This window comes from Streptomyces sp. NBC_00726, assembly GCF_045161735.1.
GTDB lineage: Bacteria > Actinomycetota > Actinomycetes > Streptomycetales > Streptomycetaceae > Streptomyces.
This window is the reverse complement of sequence record NZ_CP108983.1, coordinates 1,104,241-1,121,512: the sequence shown is the minus strand read 5'-3', so window position 1 is coordinate 1,121,512 and position 17,272 is coordinate 1,104,241. Positions and strand designations below refer to the sequence as shown.

Sequence of the window (17,272 nt, the reverse complement as noted above, 5' to 3'; positions counted from 1 at the left end):
GCCCCCGTACCCCCGCTCCTCAATCGCCGGAGGGAATCGCCGGAGGGGCCTGAGGAGCGCCGCCTCAGCCCGCCGCCCCCGGCGCATACGTGCCGAAGCTCCACACGTTCCCCTCCCCGTCCCGCGCCATGTAGTCCCGGGACCCGTACGACTGATCCGTGGGCGGCATCAAAATCTCCACCCCGTGCTCAACCGCCCGCGCATAATGCGCGTCGACCTCCTCCACCACCACATACACCCCCGCGGGCCCCGCCCCCGCCATCGCCCGGGCGAACACCCCCTCCCGCCCCCGCGACCCCAGCATCACCCTGCCGTTCCCGCACGACAGCTCCGCATGCACCACGGACCCGTCGTCCCCCTCGTACACCGCCTCCGCGACGAACCCCAGCCCCTCCGTGAGCAACCGGATCGCGCTTTTCGCGTCGTCGTAGAGGAGTGTCGGGTACACCGTCGCCACACCCGTCTCCGCCATCGCACTCAGCCCCTTCGTACCGCTTGTGTGATCCACGTCTCAGTCTGGCACCGCCCACCGGCACCGGCTCAGAGTCCCCAGCTGGGTTCTGGCGTCCTTCGTGTTGGCGTCCCGCCCGCACGGCCCCTTCGCCGAGTATCCGGGCATACGCCCCGTAATGCCCTGTTCACGTCCTGCGCCCGGGCGGGCGGGGAGCACGCGGAAAAGTCGGTGGACACCGCCAGTAGACTGGTTTCCATGGCAGTTCTCCTTGTGCGTGTGCGTGAGTAGCGGCGTCGATCCGTCACCACCCGTCGTTCCTCCGCCCTTCCTTCCGCCCTGGAGTACCTCCCCGTGATCACCGCCTCCGGCATCGAGCTGCGCGCCGGCGCCCGTCTGCTCATCGAATCCGCCAGCTTCCGCATCGCCAAGGGCGACCGCATCGGCCTCGTCGGCCGCAACGGAGCGGGCAAGACCACCCTCACCAAGTGCCTCGCCGGCGAGGGCGTCCCCGCCGCGGGCACCATCACCCGCTCCGGCGAGGTGGGCTACCTCCCGCAGGACCCCCGCACCGGCGACCTCGACGTCCTGGCCAGGGACCGGGTGCTGTCCGCCCGCGGCCTGGACGAGATCCTGCGCAAGATGCGGGAGAACGAGGACCGGATGGCGAACGGCAAGGGCGCCACCCGCGAGAAGGCGATGAAGAAGTACGAGCGCCTGGAGACGGAGTTCCTCACCAAGGGCGGTTACGCCGCCGAGGCCGAGGCCGCCACCATCGCCGCCGCGCTCAGCCTCCCCGACCGGGTGCTCGGCCAGCCGCTGCACACCCTCTCCGGCGGTCAGCGCCGCCGCGTCGAGCTGGCCCGCATCCTCTTCTCGGACGCCGACACGCTGCTCCTGGACGAGCCGACCAACCACCTCGACGCGGACTCGATCGTCTGGCTGCGCGACTACCTCAAGACCTATCGCGGCGGCTTTGTCGTGATCTCCCACGACGAGGAACTCGTGGAAACGGTCGTCAACAAGGTCTTCTACCTCGACGCCAACCGCTCCCAGATCGACGTCTACAACATGAGCTGGAAGCTCTACAAGCAGCAGCGCGAGGCCGACGAGAGGCGTCGCAAGCGCGAGCGCCAGAACGCCGAGAAAAAGGCCGCCGCCCTCAACGCGCAGGCGGACAAGATGCGCGCCAAGGCGACCAAGACGGTCGCCGCGCAGAACATGGCCAAGCGCGCCGACCGGCTGCTGTCCGGCCTGGACGAGGTCCGGGTCGCCGACAAGGTCGCCAAGCTGCGCTTCCCCGACCCCTCGCCCTGCGGCAAGACGCCGCTGATGGCCGAAGGGCTCTCCAAGTCCTACGGCTCGCTGGAGATCTTCACCGACGTCGACCTGGCCATCGACAAGGGTTCCCGCGTCGTCATCCTCGGCCTCAACGGCGCCGGCAAGACCACGCTGCTGAGGCTCCTCGGCGGTGCCGAGCGGCCCGACACCGGCCAGGTCGTGGAGGGCCACGGCCTCAAGCTGGGGTACTACGCGCAGGAACACGAGACCCTGGACCCGGACCGCACGGTCCTGGAGAACATGCGCTCCGCCGCCCCCGACCTGGACCTCGTCGCCGTCCGCAAGACGCTCGGCTCGTTCCTGTTCTCCGGGGACGACGTGGACAAGCCGGCCGGAGTGCTCTCCGGCGGCGAGAAGACCCGACTGGCCCTGGCCACCCTGGTCGTCTCCTCCGCCAACGTGCTCCTGCTCGACGAGCCCACCAACAACCTGGACCCGGCCAGCCGCGAGGAGATCCTGGGCGCGCTGCGTACGTACAAGGGCGCCGTCGTCCTCGTCACGCACGACGAGGGCGCGGTCGAGGCCCTTCAGCCGGAGCGGATCATCCTGCTCCCGGACGGCATCGAGGACCTGTGGGGCGCCGACTACCGGGACCTGGTCGCCCTGGCCTGATCCCCGGACCGGATCATTCGGCCTACGCGAGATCCTTCATCTGTGTGAGTACGTCTCATCCCCCGGCGCGGCGCCCGGCAGATAGCTGCCGGGCGCACCCATTTCCGGCCCCCGGCCCGTGTGCGCCCTGACCTGGACGTTCCTTCCGGGGCGCCCGCACGGCACCTCGTACGACTTGTTGGAATGGGGCATTCCGGTCGCACCGGCGCACTCCCGGGGCGCGAATCCGGTCGCAGAGACCTTGCCGAATGGGTGGCCAGGAAGCGCCCGAGGGGTGATCATGAGAGTCCAGAGCGCACTTCCCATGAGGAGGCACGGGTGGCCGAGACTCTGAAGAAGGGCAGCCGGGTGACCGGCGCCGCGCGCGACAAGCTCGCGGCAGACCTGAAGAAGAAGTACGACTCCGGTGCGAGCATCCGGGCGCTGGCCGAGGAAACGGGCCGCTCCTACGGGTTCGTCCACCGGATGCTCAGCGAATCCGGCGTGACGCTCCGCGGACGCGGCGGCGCCACACGAGGCAAGAAGGCCGCGACGGCCTGACGGGAGTTCCCCGGTCCGGGTGCGCCCACCCGGTCGGCCACAGGGCCGGTCCGGTGGTTACTGTTCAGTCACTTAGCTTGATGTGCTGACTGCACCCGAACCGGAGGCCCCGTATGACCTCGCTCGACTCCGTGCTCGACCAGGACGGCGTACGACTCACCGTCGCCGACGCGGTTGCCACGGTGACCCTCACCAATCCGGCGAAGCGCAACGCCCAGTCTCCCGCTCTGTGGCGGGCGTTGACCGAGGCCGGACGGGCCCTGCCCGGCAGTGTGCGGGTCGTCGTGCTGCGCGCCGAAGGCGTGTCGTTCTCCGCCGGACTCGACCGCCAGGCGTTCACCCCCGAGGGCTTCGACGGCGAGCCGTCGTTCCTCGACATGGGGCGCGGCCCGGAGGCGGAGCTCGACGCGCTGATCGCCGGGTACCAGGAGGCGTTCACCTGGTGGCGCCGCAACGACATCGTGTCGATCGCGGCCGTCCAGGGCCACGCCATCGGTGCGGGCTTCCAGCTCGCCCTCGCCTGTGACCTGCGCATCGTCGCCGAGGACGTTCAGTTCGCCATGCGCGAGACCAGCCTCGGCCTGGTGCCCGACCTCACCGGCACGCACCCCCTGGTGCACCTCGTCGGGTACGCCCGCGCGCTGGAGATCTGCGCCACCGGCCGCTACGTCCACGCCGAGGAGGCGGAGCGCACCGGCCTGGCCAACCTCGTCGTGCCCGCCGCCGACCTCGAAGGCGCGGCGCGCGATCTGGCCGGCGCCCTGCTGGCCGCCCCGCGCGACGCCGTCATCGAGACCAAGGCCCTGCTGGGCGGCGCCCTCTCGCGTACGTACGAGGAGCAGCGCGCCGCCGAACGGGCCGCGCAGGGCCGCCGCCTCCGCGACCTGGCGAGCGCCCTCGGCTGACATACGGGCGGGCCGGAGCCGCAACGCGCCCTCCGGCCCGTCTCCGTACCGGACCTCAGCCCGCCGCGCCGTCCTCCGCGACCGCCGTGACCAGCACCGCGACCGGGGGCCGGCCCTCGGCCGCCTCCGTCACCGCCTCGCGCACCGCGCGGGCCACGTCCAGCGCGCGGTGACCGCTCTCCGTCGCCAGCTCGACGCGCACATGGTCCTCGCCCGTCCGCACCGCCGGACCCAGCACTCCGGTCAGCGCCGCCACCCCGGTCACCGATGCGGCGGCCCGGCCCGCGGCGTTCTCCGCGTCCACCGGGCGCACCTCCGCCGGCTCCGGTTCCACCCGCCCGGGCGAGCCGTCGAGCAGTCCCGTCACCCGCAGGTCCACTTCGGAGACCACCAGGCCCAGCCGGCGCGCGGCGGCCGACAGAAGGGCCGCGCGCAACGCGTCGGCGGCTGCGGGCAGGGGCCGGTCGGCCGTCGCGGTCATCGTCGCCTCGATTCGTAGGGCACCCGGCGGCAGCGCGCTCGGGGGCGGGGGCACCTGGGCGGCGGGGGCCGCGTCCGGGTCGGCCACGGCGATCCGCAGCTCGCCGAGGACCGGGCCGGGCTCGGGGCCCGCCACGGCCCGGCGCAGCACCGCGACCGCGGCCCGCTCCGCGATCCAGGCGCCGTCCGCCGGGCCGCCCAGGGGGAGCAGCCGGCCCAGCGAGAGTCGTTGCCGTACCGCAGCCGTCCACGCGTGGGCCCTGTGCGGGCCGTCAGCCGTCGTCATGGCCCCCAGACTGCCGTATCCACGGCGCGAGTCGGGGCAAGCGACCTTAATGTGGGCGAAGTAGTCACATCTGCCCCGAAGGGAAGAGCGGCGATGACCGATACCCCACAGCGGAACCGGCCCGAGAACCCCGACAGCAACGCCTCGGGCGGCAGCAGCCTGACCAAGCGCGGCGGAGGCGACCCCGGCACCCGCGGCCGTACCACCATCGCGGACGGAGTGGTCGAGAAGATCGCCGGAATGGCGGCACGCGACGTCGTCGGGGTGCACGCGATGGGCAGCGGCCTGTCCCGCACGTTCGGCGCGGTCCGCGACCGGGTCCCCGGCGGCTCCAAGTCCGTCACCCGGGGCGTCAAGGCCGAGGTCGGCGAGACCCAGACCGCGCTGGACCTGGAGATCGTCGTGGACTACGGCGTGTCGATCTCCGACGTCGCCCGCGATGTACGGGAGAACGTCGTCGCGGCCGTCGAGCGGATGACGGGCCTGGAAGTGGTCGAGGTCAACATCGCCGTCAGCGACGTGAAGCTGCCCGACGAGGACGACGATGACGACGAGTCAGAGTCCCGCGTCCAGTAGTACCGGCGTCCCCGAGCGGTTGAGGAGCACACGATGAGCATGGCTGTGGCCGGTCTGCTGGCCGGCATGGCGCTCGGCTTCGCCGGGTACTTCGGCGGGTTCGGAGCCTTTGTGCTGGTGGCCGCCCTCGGAGCGGTCGGCTTCGTCGCCGGCCGCTTCTTCGACGGCGATCTGGAACCCGGCGACTTCTTCCGCAGTCGCGAGCGCGGCGACCGACGGCGGTGACGGAGGTGTCGGGGGCGAGCGGCCCGGTCCCGGCCGGGGAACGGGGAGAGACGCGGATCGCCGACCGGGTGGTCGCGAAGATCGCCGCGCAGGCGGCCAAGGAGGCGGTCGACGCGACCCCGAAGGAGGCGGCGTCGCCGCGTGCCACGGTCACCGTGCACCGCGACACCGCCCGCGTACGGGTGAGCCTGGAGCTGGGATATCCCACGGACATCGGCCACCAGTGCGGTGCCGTGCGTCGGCGGGTCGCCGAGCGGGTAAAGGCGTTGGCGGGGATGGAGGTGCCCGAAGTGGCCGTCCAGGTCGAACGCCTGCATCCCACCGGAGCGAGCCTGGCGGCACAGGGGAGGATTCGATGACCGAGCCCCACGACCCGGACGACGGCACACGGCGACCGCCCGAGGCCGGGGCGGTGGAACACGGCAGTGTCCTCGCGCTCGACCAGTCGGCCTCCGCCGCGGCCTACGACCCCGCGCCCGGCAGGGAACGGCCCGAAGGCGGCGCGGGGCGCTTCTGGGCCGCCCGCCGCATCCCCGCCGGCATCGTCGCCGCGGTGATCCTCGGCGCGAGCGGCCTGCTCCTCTACGACGTGGCGGCGGTCCGCGCCGGACACCCCGCGATGCGGTGGCGCCGCACCCTCGCGGACGAGCTCGCGACCCGGCGGCTGGACGACGTCTGGGTGCTGACCGGCGCCTCCGTCGCGGCCGCCCTCGGGCTCTGGCTGCTGCTCCTCGCGCTCACGCCCGGGCTGCGCGACCTGCTGCCGATGCGCCGCGAACACACCGATGTGCGCGCCGGGCTCGACCGGACGGCGGCCGCCATGGTGCTGCGCGACCGGGCCGTCGAGGTGGCCGGTGTCCAGTCGGTCCGGGTCCGCATGGGCCGGAGCAAGGTGGGAGTGCGTGCCGTCTCGCACTTCCGGGAACTGGACGACGTACGGGCCGACCTGGACACCGTGCTCTCCACAGGCATCCGGGAACTGGGACTCGCCAGGCAGCCGAGCCTGTCGGTCCATGTCCGCCGGCCGGCGAAGAAGGGGTGAACGGCGTGCTCAGGACCGTCAACCGGGTACTGCTGGGGCTGGCCGGGCTGGTGCTGCTCTGCGTGGGCGGCGGGGTGCTCGCCGCGGCGGCGGGCCTCTCCGTGCCGTCCTGGTGGCCCTGGTACGGCAGGAACGACGTCCTGCTCAGCGAGGCGGACCGGGACCGCTGGCGCTCCGAGGGCTGGTGGTGGCCGACCGTGATCGCGGTCCTCGCCGTTCTCGTGGTCCTCGCCCTGTGGTGGCTGCTGGCCCAGCTCCGCCGCCCCCGCCTCAGCGAGGTGCTGGTGGAGAGCGGCGACGGCGAGGGCGCCCTGCTGCGCGGCCGCGCCCTGGAAGGGGTGCTCGCCGGAGAGGCGGGTGCCCTGGACGGGGTCGCCCGCGCCCAGGTCACCCTGACCGGCAAGCGCTCCACCCCGGCCGCCCGGGTCCGGCTGCTGATGGAGCCGCACGCCGCGCCCGACGAGGCGCTGGGGCGGCTGAGCGACGAGGCGCTGGCCCACGCGCGGGACTCCGCCGGGCTGGCCCGGCTGCCCACCGAGGTCCGGCTCAAGGCCGTCAAGCACCGGGCCGCGCGGGTGAGCTGACGGGCGGTGCGGTGGCGCGGGCCCCGCGCCACCGCCGTATCACCGCACGCGGCTCAGAAGCCGTGCCGGTGGCCGCCGTCGACCGGCACCATGATGCCCGTCAGATACGAGGCGGCGGGGGACAGCAGGAACGCGGCCGTGCGGCCGAACTCCTCCGGGGTGCCGTAGCGGCGCAGCGGGATGTTCGCCTCGTTGGCGTCACGCGCGGCCTCCGCGTCGCCCGACAGCGCGTCCAGCTCCCGCACCCGGTCCGTGTCGATCCGGGCCGGCAGCAGGCCCACGACCCGGATGCCGCGCGGGCCGAGCTCGTCGGCCATCGACTTCGCGACGCCGGCCAGGCCGGGGCGCAGCCCGTTGGAGACGGTCAGCCCGGGAATCGGCTCGTGGACGGAGCCGGAGAGCGCGAAGCCGATGACCCCGCCCTCGCCGAGCGCCGCGGCGGCCGCCCTGGCCAGCCGTACCGCCCCCAGGAAGACGGACTCGAAGGCGGTCCGCCACTGCTCGTCGGTGTTGTCCGCGATGCCGCCCGGCGGCGGGCCGCCGACGCTGATGAGGATGCCGTCGAGCCGGCCAAGCCCCTCCCGGGCGGCCTCCACCAGCCGTTCGGCCGACGCCGGGTCGGCGTTGTCGGCGGCGAGCCCGACGGCGTCCGGGCCCAGGTCGGCGGCGGCCTGCCGGGCGCGCTGCTCGTCCCGGCCGGTGATGATCACCTTCGCGCCGTCCGCCACCAGGGCCCGCGCGGTGGCGTAGCCGAGCCCGCGCGTCGCTCCGGTGACGATGTACACACGGTCCTTCAGTCCAAGATCCATGGCCCTATCCTGCCGTGCCGCCCCCGGCGTCGTCCCCGGCGGCCCGGGCTTCGGCCGGCTGCGCCTCGGCGAGCGCGACCGCCGTGCCGACCAGGCCGATATGGCTGAACGCCTGCGGGAAGTTGCCGAGCTGGCGCTCCGCCGCCGTGTCGTACTCCTCGGCCAGCAGACCCACGTCGTTGCGCAGGGCGAGCAGCCGTTCGAAGAGTGCGGTGGCCTCCTGGGTGCGCCCGGTCATCCGCAGGGCGTCCGCCAGCCAGAACGAGCAGGCCAGGAAGGCGCCCTCGCCGCCCGGCAGCCCGTCGATCGAGCCGCCGTCCGTGCTGTAGCGGCGCACCAGGCCGCCGCTGCCCAGCTCGTCGCGGACCGCGTCCACGGTGCCGATCACCCGTGGGTCGTCCGGCGGCAGGAAGCCGGTCCGGGCGATCAGGAGCGTCGCGGCGTCCAGCTCCCGGGAGCCGTACGACTGGGTGAAGGTGTTGCGCACCGGGTCGTAGCCCTTCTCGCACACCTCCCGGTGCACGGCGTCCCGCATCGCCCGCCAGCGGTCGGCGTCCCCGGCCAGCGAGGGGTCGTCCTCCAGGCTGCGCACCGCCCGGTCGGCCGCGACCCAGGCCATCACCTTGGAGTGCACGAAGTGGCGCCGCTGCCCGCGGATCTCCCACAGCCCCTCGTCCGGCTCGCGCCAGGTGGACTCCAGGAACCCGAGCAGGCTGAGCTGGAGGCTCCAGGCGTGCGGCTTGTCGTCCAGGCCCGCGTCCCGGGCCAGCCGGAGCGAGTCGATGACCTCCCCGTACACGTCCAGCTGGCGCTGGCGCACCGCCGCGTTGCCGATCCGGACCGGGGTGGAGTTCTCGTAACCGCGCAGCCACGGCAGCTCGGACTCGGGGAGTCGGCGTTCGCCGGCCAGCCCGTACATGATCTGGAGGTCCGCCGGGTCGCCGGCCACCGCGCGCAGCAGCCAGTCGCGCCAGGCGGCGGCCTCCTCCAGATAGCCGGCCGAGACCAGCGCGCCGAGGGTGAGGGTGGAGTCCCGCAGCCAGCAGAACCGGTAGTCCCAGTTCCGTACGCCGCCGATCTCCTCCGGGAGCGAGGTGGTCGGGGCCGCCACGATGCCGCCGGTCGGGCCGAAGGTGAGCGCCTTGAGGGTGATCAGCGAGCGGATCACGGCGTCCCGGTACGGACCCCGGTACTTGCAGCGGGCGGACCACTCGGCCCAGTCGGCCAGGGTGTTCGCCAGCGCCTCGTGGGGGTCGACGAGCTTGGGCCGGGGCGAGTGCGAGGGGTGCCAGGTGAGGACGAAGGCCACCTTCTCGCCCTTGGACACGGTGAAGGACGAACAGGTGGAGAACTGCTGGCCCCACGTCTTGACCGGCGGTTCGCTGCGCAGCCAGGCGGAGTCCGGCCCGGCGACCGCGACCCGGTGGCCGTCCGAGCGGCGCATCCAGGGCACGATGGACCCGAAGTCGAAGCGCAGCCGGATCACGGACGCCATCTCGACGGTGCCGCTGACCCCCTCGACGATCCGCATCACGTCCGGCTCCTTGTCGCGCTGCGGCATGAAGTCGATGACCTTGACGGTGCCGGTGCGGGTCTCCCAGTACGTCTCCAGGACCAGGGAGTCGCCCGCGTAGCCGCGCCGGGTGCAGATGTCCGCACCCTTGGGCGCGATCCGCCAGTGGCCGTTGTCCTCGTCGCCGAGCAGGGCGGCGAAGCAGGCGCCCGAGTCGAAGCGGGGCAGGCACAACCAGTCGACAGAACCGTTTTTGCCGACCAGGGCCGCGGTCTGCAGATCGCCGATGAGGGCGTAGTCCTCGATGCGTGGGGTCACGTTCAGGCGTCTTCCCGAACCCGGCCTCCGTTAAGCGGACTGTGTGCCAGGAGAGGCGGGAGTCACCCTTGGGCGGGCTCGGGCTCCGGTGTCGCGTCCTCGGTGGCGGCGGCCGCCTCCGAGGCGGCGGCCCGGTCGCGCTTCTCGCGCCGGGCCAGGACCACGAAGCCCACCGGGACACCGGCGGCGAACAGCCACCACTGCACGGCGTACGCCATGTGCGGGCCGATGGAGCTGTCGTCGGGGGCCTCGATCGGTTCCGGCGAGCCGTCCTCCGGCGCCGGGGCGGTCAGCTCGATATAGCCGCCGAGCACCGGGCGGTCGAGCAGCCGGGCCTGCTGGGCGCTGTTGATCAGCATCACCTGACGGTCCGGAAGGTCCGAGATGTCCTTGATGCCGCTCGCGCCGGTCGTCTCGTCGGCCTTGAGCCGTCCGGTGACGGTCACCTCGCCCTTCGGGGCGGCCGGTACGTCGGGGAAGGCGTGCTGGTCCTCGGCGGAGGGCACCCAGCCCCGGTTGACCAGCACCGTGCCGCCGCCCTTGAGATCGAACGGGACCAGCACATGGACGCCGATGGAGCCGTCGGTGGCGGTCCGGCGGCGGACGACGACCTCGTGCTTCTCGTCGAAGGTCCCGGTGGCCGTCACGGTGCGCCAGTAGTCCGCGCGCGGAACGGTGTGGCCGGGGGAGGTGAGCGCGGACACGGCGACCGGGTCCGCCTTCAGATTGCGCGAGATCAGGGCGTTCTGCGCGACCTTGTGCTCGTGCCGGTGCAGCTGCCAGAAACCCAGCTCGATCATCGTGGGGATGAGGACGAGCGAGAGGAGGGCGAGGATCAGCCACTGCCGGGTCATCAGGAAGCGGTACACCCCACGACCGTACAACCGGCCGTGGGGTGCCTCGCGCACGGGGTGGCCGAAGGGGTGGCCGCCCCGAGCCCTCAGACGCGGTCCACGATGCCCACCTTCCCCTCCGCGCGGGCGCAGTGCCCGCCGCAGAACCAGTGCCCGTCGACCTCGACGCCCTGGCCGATGACCTGGACCCGGCAGTGCTCGCAGATGGGCGCCATGCGGTGGATGGCGCAGGCGAAGCAGTCGAAGACGTGCACCGCGCCCTGCGCGTGCACCTCGAAGGACATCCCGTAATCGTTTCCGCAGACCTCACAACGTGCCATGCGCCACAGGGTGGGACGCGCGGGCGGCGGCGGGCGGCCGGCGGGCGGCGAGTCGCCCCCGGTTCACTCCGATGACGGCGTGGGCGCCGGCACCTTCGCGACGGCCGGGGCGACATCGCGCAGCAGATGCGTGAAGGCGCTCTCGTCCAGGATCGGGGTGCCGAACGCCTTCGCCTTCACCGTCTTCGACGTCGCCGAGTCCGGGTCGTTGGTGACGAGCAGGCTGGTCAGCCGGGAGACGCTGGTCGCCACATGCAGCCCCGCCTCCACCGCGCGGTCCTCCAGCAGCTCGCGGTCGACCGAGGTGTCCCCGGAGAACGCCACCCGCATGCCCTGCTTGAGCGGTTTGTCCTTCTCGTACCGTCCCGGGTTCGGATACGGGCAGGCCGGCCGCTTCCGCGAGGCGCGCCAGGTGCCGTGTCCTCCGTACGAGGGCGAGGAGCCGGACCGCGGGGCCACCGGCGACTGCGACCACTCGGTCAGCGGCCGGCACTCCAGGAGCGGCAGCCGCACCCCGTCCCGCGCCGCCGCGTGCAGGCTCGGGCGGAACGCCTCCGCCAGCACCCGCGCGTCGTCCAGCGCGTGGTGGGCGTGCTGCTGGACCACGCCGAAGTGCTCCGCGAGGGACGCCAGCTTGTGGTTGGCCAGTGGCAGCCGGAGCTCCTTGGCCAGCGCGATGGTGCACAGCCGCTGGCGCACCGGCGCGGTGACCGAGGCGCGCGCGTACTCCCGCGCCAGCATCGACCAGTCGAACGCGGCGTTGTGCGCCACGAGCACCCGGTCCGCGAGCCGTTCGGACAACTCGGCGGCGATCTCCGGGAAGAGCGGCGCCCCCGCCAGCACGTCGCTCGTCAGCCCGTGGATCCATACCGGACCCGGATCTCGCTCCGGATTGACCAGCGTGTACCAGTGGTCCTCGACCTCGCCCCGCGCGTCCAGGCGGTAGACGGCAGCGGACACTATCCGGTCGTCCCGGGCGAGCCCGGTGGTCTCCACGTCGACGACCGCGTACCCCTGCGGGTAGGCGGCCGGCCACGGTGCTGCGGTCTGCGGGTCGTCGAGCATGGTCACAGAGAATACGGGCCGACTCGGACAGTCCTGTACTCGGTGCGCGTGCGGGCCGTAGGTGAGACCATCCCGGGATGACGCGAGCGCCTGAGCACGACGAACCTCACGGGGGCGGCCTTGGCGCCCGGCTCAACTGGCTGCGGGCGGCGGTGCTCGGGGCGAATGACGGTGTGGTGTCCACCGCCGGGCTCGTCGTCGGTGTCGCCGGCGCCACCGACGACCGGGGCGCCCTGCTGACGGCCGGGCTGGCCGGGCTGCTCGCCGGGTCGCTGTCGATGGCGGCCGGCGAGTACGTCTCGGTGTCCACCCAGCGCGATTCGGAGAAGGCCGCGCTGGCCACGGAGGAGCGGGAGCTCCAGGAGACCCCGGAGGCGGAACTCGCCGAGCTGACCGGCCTGTTGCAGGGCAAGGGGCTGAGCCGCGAGGTGGCCAGGGAGGCCGCCGTCCAGCTCACCGAGCGGGATGCGCTGCGCGCCCACGCGGAGGTGGAGCTGGGCATCGACCCGGACGACCTCACCAACCCGTGGCACGCGGCGGGCGCCAGCTTCCTCGCGTTCACCGTGGGCGCCCTGCTGCCGCTGCTCGCGATCGTGCTGCCCCCGGCCACCGCCCGGGTCCCGGTGACCGTGCTCTCCGTCCTCGCGGTGCTGGCCGTGACCGGCTGGTGGAGCGCCCGCCTGGGCGAGGCGGCCCCGGGCCGGGCGGTGCTGCGCAATATGGGCGGGGGCGCGGTGGCCATGGCGGTGACGTACGGGGCGGGGCATCTGCTGGGGGCGGCGGGGGTCTAGAGACACCGTTCCTGTCGGAAGTCGCCAAACTCCGCTGACCGCAGGTCTTCCATACTTGTTGGTAACAACATCTGGCCCCCGGCCGGACCCGGCCCTACCGTGCAGGCATGCCGACGAACCTGCCCGACGTAGTGCTCTGGTCCATACCCGCCTTCGTCCTGCTCACCGTCCTGGAGATGGCGCTGCACCACTTCCATCCCGACGAGGACGCCGCCGGGTACGAGGCGAAGGACGCCGCCACCAGCATCACCATGGGGCTGGGCAGCCTGGTCTTCGACCTGATGTGGAAAGTGCCCATCGTCGCCATCTACACCGCGGTGTACGAGCTGACGCCGCTGCGCGTCCCGGTCCTGTGGTGGACGGTCCCGCTGATGCTGCTCGCGCAGGACTTCTTCTACTACTGGTCCCACCGCGGCCACCACGTCATCCGCATCCTGTGGGCCTGCCATGTGGTGCACCACTCCAGCGAGAAGTTCAACCTGTCCACCGCGCTGCGCCAGCCCTGGACCTCGCTGACGTCCTGGCCGTTCTATCTGCCGCTCATCGCGTGCGGGGTGCACCCGGCGGCGCTCGCGTTCTGCTCGTCGGCCAACCTTGTCTACCAGTTCTGGGTGCACACCGAGCGGATCGGCACGCTGCCCCGGCCGTTCGAGTACGTGCTCAACACGCCCTCGCACCACCGGGTGCACCACGCCTCGCAGGGCGGCTACCTCGACCGCAACTTCGGCGGCATTCTCATCGTGTGGGACCGCTGGTTCGGCTCGTTCGCCCAGGAGACGGTGCGGCCGGTCTACGGGCTCACCAAGAACATCCACACGTACAACCCGCTGCGCGTCGCCACCCACGAGTACGCCGCCATCGCCCGCGACGTCCGCGCGGCGAGCGGCTGGGGCGAGCGGGCCGGGCGCGTCTTCCGCGGCCCGGGCTGGCAGCCGGCCGAGGCCCGTACCGCCCCGGCCACCGCCGCCCCCGTCGCCGCGCCCGCCCCGGAGCGCACCGCATGAGCGGGCGCTTCGCGCGGCCGCTGCTCATCGCCTTCCTCGTCGCGTGCGCCGTCGACCTCGTCGGCGTACTCACCGGCCCCGACTGGCTCCACCTCGGCGCCAAGCCGCTCCTGATGCCGCTGCTCGCCGGGTACGCTCTCGCCCGGCGCGGGCCGAGGCTGCTGATCGCGGCGCTGCTGTGCGGCTGGGCGGGCGATGTGTTCCTGCTGGCCGACTCCGACCTGGCGTTCCTCGTCGGAATGGCCGGGTTCGCCGCCGGGCACGTCTGCTATCTGGTGCTGTTCGGGCGGGCGCGCGGGGCGCTGATCCCGGCGCTGGTGTACGCCGTCGTGCTCATCGTGTTCCTCGCGCTGATCTGGGACGGGCTGCCGGCCGGGCTGCGGATTCCGATGGCCGGCTACAGCCTGCTGCTGACCGCCATGGCGTACCGCTCCGGCGTCCTCGGCCGGTACGCGGCGACCGGCGGGGCCCTCTTCCTGCTCTCCGACGCGCTCATCGCCACCGGCATCGCGGACTGGCCCCAGTTCCCGGCCCCCGGCTTCTGGGTGATGCTCACCTATGTCGCCGCCCAGCTCCTGCTCACCCTGGGGGCGCTCGCCCCGGCCCGGCAGGAAGCCGGCTCGGGGGCGTACCGTGAAAGGAGTATCAGCATCTGAGATCAGCAAGGACCCCCACGCATGCGCGCCACCGTCATCCACGCCCCCCACGACATACGCGTCGAGGAGGTGCCCGACTCGGTGATCCAGCAGCCCACCGATGTGGTGCTGAGGGTCCTGCGGGCCTGTATCTGCGGCAGCGACCTGTGGGCCTACCGGGGTGAGTCCGCGCGGCAGCCCGGTCAGCGTATCGGCCACGAGTTCCTGGGCATCGTCGAGGAGGCCGGGTCCGAGGTGCGCGGGTTCTCCGCCGGGGATCTGGTCGTCGCCCCGTTCGTCTGGTCCGACGGCACCTGCGCGTACTGCGCGGAGGGCCTGACCACCTCCTGCCCGCAGGGCGGCTTCTGGGGCTCGGTGGGCTCCGACGGCGGGCAGGGCGAGGCCGTCCGCGTGCCCTTCGCCGACGGCACCCTCGTCGCGCTGCCCGCCGCCGCGGCCTCCGACGACCGGCTGCTCACCGGCCTGCTGGCCCTGTCCGACGTGCTCGGCACCGGCCACCACGCGGCGGTCGGTGCGGGCGTCCGGGCCGGCGCGACCGTCGCCGTCGTCGGGGACGGGGCCGTCGGGCTGTGCGGAGTGATGGCCGCCAAGCGGCTCGGCGCCGAGCGGATCATCGCGCTCGGCCGGCACCCGGCGCGCACGGACATCGCCCGGGACTTCGGCGCCACGGACGTCGTCGCCGAGCGCGGCGACGCGGCGGTCGCGGCCGTACGGGACCTGCTCGGCGGCGAGGGCGCGCACTGCGTGATCGAGGCCGTGGGCACCGAGCAGTCGATGCGCACCGCCGTCGGCATCACCCGGGACGGCGGCGCGATCGGCTACGTCGGCGTCCCGCACGGCAGCGGCACCGGACTCGACCTCGGCGACATGTTCGACCGGAACATCGCGCTGCGCGGCGGCGTCGCCCCCGTGCGCACGTACATCCCGGAGCTGCTGCCCGACGTGCTGGACGGCACCATCGACCCCTCACCCGTCTTCGACCTGTCCGTCGGGCTCGACGGTGTACCGGCCGGCTACAAGGCGATGGACGGGCGCACGGCGCTGAAGGTCCTCATCACGCCGTGAACCACCCGTGATCCGGCGGTCCGGGGGCCGGGACGCGCCGGCCCCCGGACCCGGGCTCACCAGCGCACGGCGTCCAGCGCGTCGACCACACCGGCCCCGTAGAAGCCGTTGTGGTTCCTCCCGCCCTCGCAGACCGCGTCGGCGGTGCCGTCACCGTCGATGTCGTACGGCTCGTCGCACGCCTTCGCGTCCGCCTCCAGCGCCAGCAGCGCCTTGACCGCGGCGGGCGGAGCGTACGGGTGCTTCGACTTGATCAGGGCCACGACGCCGGCGACGTGCGGGGACGCCATCGACGTACCGGCCTTGTAGCCGTACGTGCCGCCGGGCAGCGTCGAGAGGATGAGGCCGCTCGTCGCCGGGGGCTCGGGGGTCTGGTAGACGGTCGAGTCACCGCCGGGCGCGGCCACGTCGATGACCCCGTTCCCGTAGTTGGAGTACGACGCCTTCAGGCCCTTCGCGCCCGTCGCCGAGACGGTGACGACGCCCGGCAGCATGGTCGGGATGTCCAGGCACTGGCGCGGGTCGACGGTCCGGCCGCCCGGGGTGGAGTCGTTCGGGCTGGTCGTGTCCTCGATGGAGTCCGCCGCCAGGTCCTCGGCGGAGTTCCCGGCGGCCGCGACGTTGACCGCGCCCCTCCGCTCGGCGTACCGGGTGGCCCGGTACACGGCCTCGACCAGGGCGCCCTGGTCCGGGTCGTTCTTGCAGTTGTACATCCACGGGTCGGTGTAATAGCTGTTGTTGGTGACGTCCACCCCGTGCTCGGCGGCCCAGACGAAGCCGCAGACGACGGCCTCCGTGTAGAAGAAGCCGTCCGGGTTGCCGACCTTGATGCCGGAGACCTTCACCCCGGGAGCCACGCCCGTCACGCCGATGCCGTTCTTGGCCGCCGCGATGGTGCCGGCGACATGGGTGCCGTGGTCGCTCTCGCCGGGCTTCGGGCGCCAGGCGCCCTCCGTGGTGTCCGGGGCGCCCGACACGCAGTTCGCGGAGGCCGCGCGGTCGAAGTTGGGCGCGAGGTCCGGGTGGGTGTCGTCCACACCGGTGTCGATGACCGCGACGGTCACCCGGGAGCTGCCCAGCGACTTCTGGTGGGCCTTGTCCGCCTTGATGGCCGGCAGGTCCCACTGCAACGGCTCCATCGGGTCCTGGTCCGCCGTCGCCTTCGCCGCCGCGGCCTTCTCCTGCGCGGCCGTCAGGGGCTGCTCGACCCCGATGTCCTTGGTGGCCTGGGGCACGATCGGGTTGGTGCGGGTGGCGCCCGCCGACTGGACGCCCCTGGCCTTGCGGACCGTCTTCGCGAAGTCCGGGTTCTTCGAGTGGACGACGATGACACCGATCCGGTCATAGGCGATCACCACCGTGCCGCCGGCCCGCTCTATCGCCTTGCGCACCTGCTTGACGGTGCCCGGACCGCCCTGGGTGTTGACCACGTACGACAGTTCCGGTCCGTCCGCCGGCACCGCCGCCGAGGGGGCACCGTGCCCCGCCGGGGCGGCGGAGGCGACCCCCGCCGGCAGGAAGCCGAGCGAGGCGGTGAGGGCCAGTCCGACGGGCAGCGTCAGTGCGCGCGTCCGCCGGGATACCAGATGAGCCATGGGGTCTCCACTTCATCCGTGTCAGCCGACCGGACACGAGACGTGTCCGGTCGCGTACATGACCAGTGAAGCTAGCGCCGATCATCCCGGCACATCAATCGATTCGCACGAACGCGTGCACATCGGACCACCCGAAGGGGTGATGGCGAGAAGGCGCGAACCCAAGTGAACCGCTTCGCCGCGCGTTGCGTGCCGTTGTCAGGGGAAGCGCACCACCACCCCCGAACACGAGGTCCCCAG

The 17,272-nt window shown here is 72.7% G+C and carries 20 protein-coding genes; 12 read left to right on the top strand and 8 right to left on the bottom strand.

The features are described from left to right. Window positions 1–64 precede the first annotated feature (64 nt). A complete protein-coding gene (locus OG338_RS04990) occupies window positions 65–472 on the bottom strand; it encodes a VOC family protein (RefSeq protein WP_405936154.1) in 408 nt (135 codons plus the stop codon). Between the two features lie 333 nt (window positions 473–805). Here OG338_RS04990 and OG338_RS04985 point away from each other — a divergent pair, with 333 nt between their 5' ends. The 3 genes from OG338_RS04985 to OG338_RS04975 all read left to right on the top strand — a co-directional run bounded on the left by OG338_RS04985 (window position 806) and on the right by OG338_RS04975 (window position 3,849). Further along, on the top strand, window positions 806–2,404 hold the full coding sequence (locus OG338_RS04985; protein WP_405936153.1) for an ABC-F family ATP-binding cassette domain-containing protein: 1,599 nt from the start codon (window positions 806–808) through the stop codon (window positions 2,402–2,404). Window positions 2,405–2,722: 318 nt separating this feature from the next. Continuing rightward, window positions 2,723–2,944, top strand: a complete 222-nt coding sequence (locus OG338_RS04980; protein ID WP_018518904.1) for a helix-turn-helix domain-containing protein — start codon at window positions 2,723–2,725, stop codon at window positions 2,942–2,944. A gap of 113 nt (window positions 2,945–3,057) precedes the next feature. Then, the gene (locus tag OG338_RS04975) at window positions 3,058–3,849 is read left to right on the top strand and encodes an enoyl-CoA hydratase/isomerase family protein (RefSeq protein WP_405936152.1); all 792 of its coding nucleotides are present in this window, start codon (window positions 3,058–3,060) and stop codon (window positions 3,847–3,849) included. 55 nt (window positions 3,850–3,904) lie between these two features. Here the strand turns inward: OG338_RS04975 and OG338_RS04970 are convergent, their stop codons facing one another. Next, window positions 3,905–4,615, bottom strand: coding sequence for a hypothetical protein (locus tag OG338_RS04970; protein WP_405936151.1), 711 nt, complete (start codon window positions 4,613–4,615; stop codon window positions 3,905–3,907). 93 nt (window positions 4,616–4,708) lie between these two features. On the opposite strand from OG338_RS04970, the gene OG338_RS04965 reads away from it, so the two are divergent. From OG338_RS04965 to amaP, 5 genes are read left to right on the top strand one after another with little or no spacing between them, the layout of a single operon-like run. Continuing rightward, window positions 4,709–5,191 (top strand): Asp23/Gls24 family envelope stress response protein, encoded by a 483-nt coding sequence (locus OG338_RS04965; RefSeq protein WP_405936150.1) that lies wholly within the window; start codon window positions 4,709–4,711, stop codon window positions 5,189–5,191. A gap of 33 nt (window positions 5,192–5,224) precedes the next feature. Next, window positions 5,225–5,416, top strand: coding sequence for a hypothetical protein (locus OG338_RS04960; protein WP_143624117.1), 192 nt, complete (start codon window positions 5,225–5,227; stop codon window positions 5,414–5,416). Beyond that, window positions 5,413–5,775, top strand: a complete 363-nt coding sequence (locus tag OG338_RS04955; RefSeq protein WP_405936149.1) for an Asp23/Gls24 family envelope stress response protein — start codon at window positions 5,413–5,415, stop codon at window positions 5,773–5,775. The genes OG338_RS04960 and OG338_RS04955 overlap by 4 nt, the downstream gene beginning before the upstream one ends. Beyond that, the gene (locus OG338_RS04950; protein WP_405936148.1) at window positions 5,772–6,458 is read left to right on the top strand and encodes a DUF6286 domain-containing protein; all 687 of its coding nucleotides are present in this window, start codon (window positions 5,772–5,774) and stop codon (window positions 6,456–6,458) included. The genes OG338_RS04955 and OG338_RS04950 overlap by 4 nt, the downstream gene beginning before the upstream one ends. Further along, window positions 6,455–7,042: an alkaline shock response membrane anchor protein AmaP gene (amaP, locus tag OG338_RS04945; RefSeq protein WP_405936147.1), complete on the top strand. Its 588-nt coding sequence runs from the start codon at window positions 6,455–6,457 to the stop codon at window positions 7,040–7,042. The genes OG338_RS04950 and amaP overlap by 4 nt, the downstream gene beginning before the upstream one ends. A 53-nt stretch (window positions 7,043–7,095) precedes the next feature. Here amaP and OG338_RS04940 read toward each other — a convergent pair whose 3' ends face one another. From OG338_RS04940 to OG338_RS04920, 5 genes are all read right to left on the bottom strand, one after another. Further along, complete coding sequence (locus OG338_RS04940) at window positions 7,096–7,851, bottom strand: SDR family oxidoreductase (protein ID WP_405936146.1); 756 nt, start codon at window positions 7,849–7,851, stop codon at window positions 7,096–7,098. A gap of 4 nt (window positions 7,852–7,855) precedes the next feature. Beyond that, the gene (locus OG338_RS04935) at window positions 7,856–9,682 is read right to left on the bottom strand and encodes a glycoside hydrolase family 15 protein (RefSeq protein WP_405936145.1); all 1,827 of its coding nucleotides are present in this window, start codon (window positions 9,680–9,682) and stop codon (window positions 7,856–7,858) included. A 62-nt stretch (window positions 9,683–9,744) separates the two neighbouring features. Further along, entirely contained in the window at window positions 9,745–10,551 is an 807-nt protein-coding gene (locus OG338_RS04930; protein ID WP_405936144.1) for an SURF1 family protein, read from the bottom strand. Between the two features lie 71 nt (window positions 10,552–10,622). Further along, window positions 10,623–10,856 (bottom strand): hypothetical protein, encoded by a 234-nt coding sequence (locus OG338_RS04925; protein WP_026171732.1) that lies wholly within the window; start codon window positions 10,854–10,856, stop codon window positions 10,623–10,625. A 63-nt stretch (window positions 10,857–10,919) separates the two neighbouring features. Beyond that, window positions 10,920–11,927, bottom strand: coding sequence for a DEDDh family exonuclease (locus tag OG338_RS04920; protein ID WP_405936143.1), 1,008 nt, complete (start codon window positions 11,925–11,927; stop codon window positions 10,920–10,922). A 71-nt stretch (window positions 11,928–11,998) separates the two neighbouring features. Here OG338_RS04920 and OG338_RS04915 point away from each other — a divergent pair, with 71 nt between their 5' ends. The 4 genes from OG338_RS04915 (at window position 11,999) to OG338_RS04900 (ending at window position 15,437) form a co-directional block, all read left to right on the top strand. Continuing rightward, window positions 11,999–12,712 (top strand): VIT family protein, encoded by a 714-nt coding sequence (locus OG338_RS04915; RefSeq protein ID WP_405936142.1) that lies wholly within the window; start codon window positions 11,999–12,001, stop codon window positions 12,710–12,712. 107 nt (window positions 12,713–12,819) lie between these two features. Next, complete coding sequence (locus OG338_RS04910) at window positions 12,820–13,716, top strand: sterol desaturase family protein (RefSeq protein ID WP_405936141.1); 897 nt, start codon at window positions 12,820–12,822, stop codon at window positions 13,714–13,716. Then, window positions 13,713–14,372, top strand: a complete 660-nt coding sequence (locus OG338_RS04905; protein WP_405936140.1) for a lysoplasmalogenase — start codon at window positions 13,713–13,715, stop codon at window positions 14,370–14,372. The genes OG338_RS04910 and OG338_RS04905 overlap by 4 nt, the downstream gene beginning before the upstream one ends. Before the next feature lie 21 nt (window positions 14,373–14,393). Beyond that, entirely contained in the window at window positions 14,394–15,437 is a 1,044-nt protein-coding gene (locus tag OG338_RS04900) for a zinc-dependent alcohol dehydrogenase family protein (RefSeq protein WP_405936139.1), read from the top strand. A 56-nt stretch (window positions 15,438–15,493) separates the two neighbouring features. Here OG338_RS04900 and OG338_RS04895 read toward each other — a convergent pair whose 3' ends face one another. Beyond that, window positions 15,494–17,032: a S8 family peptidase gene (locus OG338_RS04895; protein WP_405936138.1), complete on the bottom strand. Its 1,539-nt coding sequence runs from the start codon at window positions 17,030–17,032 to the stop codon at window positions 15,494–15,496. Window positions 17,033–17,272 lie beyond the last annotated feature (240 nt).

Excerpts from the sequence above, each read along its gene's own strand:
- OG338_RS04990 (WP_405936154.1), bottom strand. The coding sequence starts at position 472 with ATGGCGGAGACGGGTGTGGCGACGGTGTACCCGACACTCCTCTACGAC.
- OG338_RS04975 (WP_405936152.1), top strand. The coding sequence starts at position 3,058 with ATGACCTCGCTCGACTCCGTGCTCGACCAGGACGGCGTACGACTCACC.
- OG338_RS04970 (WP_405936151.1), bottom strand. The coding sequence starts at position 4,615 with ATGACGACGGCTGACGGCCCGCACAGGGCCCACGCGTGGACGGCTGCG.
- OG338_RS04965 (WP_405936150.1), top strand. The coding sequence starts at position 4,709 with ATGACCGATACCCCACAGCGGAACCGGCCCGAGAACCCCGACAGCAAC.
- OG338_RS04960 (WP_143624117.1), top strand. The coding sequence starts at position 5,225 with ATGAGCATGGCTGTGGCCGGTCTGCTGGCCGGCATGGCGCTCGGCTTC.
- OG338_RS04950 (WP_405936148.1), top strand. The coding sequence starts at position 5,772 with ATGACCGAGCCCCACGACCCGGACGACGGCACACGGCGACCGCCCGAG.
- OG338_RS04940 (WP_405936146.1), bottom strand. The coding sequence starts at position 7,851 with ATGGATCTTGGACTGAAGGACCGTGTGTACATCGTCACCGGAGCGACG.
- OG338_RS04925 (WP_026171732.1), bottom strand. The coding sequence starts at position 10,856 with ATGGCACGTTGTGAGGTCTGCGGAAACGATTACGGGATGTCCTTCGAG.
- OG338_RS04915 (WP_405936142.1), top strand. The coding sequence starts at position 11,999 with ATGACGCGAGCGCCTGAGCACGACGAACCTCACGGGGGCGGCCTTGGC.
- OG338_RS04910 (WP_405936141.1), top strand. The coding sequence starts at position 12,820 with ATGCCGACGAACCTGCCCGACGTAGTGCTCTGGTCCATACCCGCCTTC.
- OG338_RS04905 (WP_405936140.1), top strand. The coding sequence starts at position 13,713 with ATGAGCGGGCGCTTCGCGCGGCCGCTGCTCATCGCCTTCCTCGTCGCG.
- OG338_RS04900 (WP_405936139.1), top strand. The coding sequence starts at position 14,394 with ATGCGCGCCACCGTCATCCACGCCCCCCACGACATACGCGTCGAGGAG.
- OG338_RS04895 (WP_405936138.1), bottom strand. The coding sequence starts at position 17,032 with ATGGCTCATCTGGTATCCCGGCGGACGCGCGCACTGACGCTGCCCGTC.